The organism is Pseudokineococcus marinus (genome assembly GCF_013004605.1).
Classification (GTDB): domain Bacteria; phylum Actinomycetota; class Actinomycetes; order Actinomycetales; family Quadrisphaeraceae; genus Pseudokineococcus; species Pseudokineococcus marinus.
Map to the genome: position 1 here is coordinate 1 of NZ_JABEMA010000392.1, position 2,402 is coordinate 2,402.

General features: G+C 78.6%; 2 protein-coding genes. Both read left to right on the forward strand.

Features of this window, described 5'->3' with window-relative positions:
• Positions 1-267, forward strand: a 267-nt coding sequence (locus tag HLB09_RS18930) for a GTPase (RefSeq protein WP_246235597.1), incomplete at its 5' end; no start/stop codon positions are given.
• The coding region (locus HLB09_RS15830; protein ID WP_171204277.1) for a putative bifunctional diguanylate cyclase/phosphodiesterase at positions 264-2,402 on the forward strand (2,139 nt) is incomplete at its 3' end. The genes HLB09_RS18930 and HLB09_RS15830, both read left to right, overlap by 4 nt.

A 2,402-nucleotide genomic window follows, 5' to 3' on the forward strand; every position in this document is an offset into this window, starting at 1 on the left:
CGGGTCGTCGTCGACGCCACCGCCGGGACGACCCGCGACCCGGTGGACGAGGTCGTCGAGCTCGCCGGGCGCGAGTGGGTCTTCGTCGACACGGCCGGCATCCGCCGCCGGGTGCACCAGTCGAGCGTGGCGGCCGGCACCGGCCTGGTGACGTGTCTACCAGGGGGCGGCCCGGTGGGCCGTCCGCGTGGTCCCTCGCCCCGCGGGGCCGCTCGTGCGCCGGAGTCCTGGGCCGGCGGGCCCCACCGGCCGAGGAGGAGGGGGTGAGGGCTGTCGAGGTGCTGCGGCGCCCGTGGACCGCGTGGGCGGTCCTCGGGCTCGTCGCGCTCGGCGGCGCCGTCGTCGCGCCGCGGGTCTGGCTCGTCCAGGCGGGCGTGCTCGCGGCCCTGTCCCTCGGGCAGGTGCTCGACGCCGGCGCCCTGCTCGCCCTGCGCGCCGCCTCCGACGGCGTGACGCACGCCGTCGCCGCGGCCGTCGTCGTCCTCCTCGCCGTCCGCACCGGTCGGCGCGCCGGTCGGGCGGACGCCCTCGAGGTCGGCGTCATCGTCGGCGTCCTCGGCCTCTTCGCCGCGCAGGCGGCCGTGCTGCTCGCGACGTGGTCGCCGACCGCGCGGGCGGCCCTCATGGCGAGCACCGACGTCGTCCTCCTCGCGTCCGTGCTGCGGATGGCGCTCACCCGCCGCGACGCGCGGTCGGTGGCGTCGTGGTGCTGCGTCGCCGCGGCCTGCGCCCTGCTCCTCCACGACGTCCTGCGCCTCGTGCGCGGCGGGCCGGGGTCGGAGGGCGACGTGGCCGGGGACGGCGCCGGGGCCGCCGCGCTCGTCGTCGGCCTCGGGCTGCTGGGCGCGGCGCAGCTGCACCCGAGCGCCCGCCGCCTCCTCGACGCCGAGCACATGGCCCCCGCCCGCCGGCGCTCGACCGTGGTCCTCGGGCTCCTCCCGCTCGTCCTCGTGCCGGTCGGGCTGCGGCTCGTCGACCTCGCCTTCGGCGGCACCGGGCTGCCGACGTGGGCGCACCTCGTGGTGGGCACGGGCGCGGCCGCCGCCGGCGTCCTGCGCTCGTGGGCGGCGCTGCGCTCCTCCGAGCACCTCGCCGACCACGACCCGCTGACCGACCTGCCGAACCGCCGCGCCCTCGCCCGGGCGCACGCCGAGGGCCCCGGCGGCGACGGGTGGGCGCTGCTCCTCGTCGACCTCGACGACTTCAAGGACGTCAACGACGCCCACGGCCACGACGTCGGCGACCTCCTGCTCCTCGGGGTGCGCGACCGGCTGCTCGCCGCGGTGGGCGAGCACGGCGTCGTCGCCCGCTTCGGCGGCGACGAGTTCGCCGTGCTCGTGCGGCCCGGGGCGCAGGACGACGTCGCCGAGGCCGTCGTCACGGGTCTGCGCCACCCGCTCGACGTCGGCGACCTCGTCCTGCGCACCAGCGCCAGCGTGGGGCTGGCGCCGCCCGCGCCGGGCACGTCGCTCGCGGAGCAGCTGACCCGCGCCGACGTCGCCCTCTACGCCGCCAAGGCGGCCGGGCGCGACGTCGTCCGCACCTACCACCCGGACCAGCGGGCCGAGGTGCAGCACCGGTACGCCCTCAGCAGCCAGGTGCGGGCGCTGCTCGCGGGCCGCTCGCCGTCCGTGGGGCGCCTGGAGGTGCACTACCAGCCGCTCGTCGAGCTGGCGACGGGCGAGGTCGTCGGCGCCGAGGCCCTCGTGCGCTGGCGCCACCCCGAGCACGGCCTGCTGGCCCCGGACGCCTTCCTCGGCCACGTCGCGACGAGCGGGCTCGACGCCGAGCTCGACGCGGCCGTGCTCGTCGACGTCCTCGAGCAGCTGGGCCGCTGGCGCGACCAGCGGCGCCGCGCCCTGCCCGTGAGCGTCAACCTCACCCGCACGAGCCTGCTCGACCCCGGCCTCCCCGAGCGGGTCCGCGAGGCCCTCGCCCGCGCCGGCGTGCCGGGCTCGCAGCTGCACTTGGAGATCACCGAGCACGAGCCGCTTCCCGACGACGAACGGCTGCTGGAGGTGCTGCGCGGCCTGCGCGCGCTCGGCGCCGGCGTCCACCTCGACGACTACGGGCGCGGCTACACGTCGCTCGACTACCTGCAGCGCTTCCCCGTGCAGGTGCTGAAGATCGACCGGTCCATCGTCGCGGGCGCGGGCGGGACGCGCCTCGTCGCCGGCCTCGTGGCCATGTCGCGCACCCTGCGGCTCGACCTGCTGGCCGAGGGCGTCGAGACGCAGGAGCAGCGCACCCGCCTGGTCGAGCAGGGTGTCCGCTTCGGCCAGGGGTGGCTCTTCTCGCCGGCGCTGCCCGCCGCCGAGTACGCCGACCGCGTGCTCGGCCCGGGTGCCGCGCCCGCGCCGCCGCCGGACGTGCCCGCGCCGCGGCTGCCGCTGGGCGACACC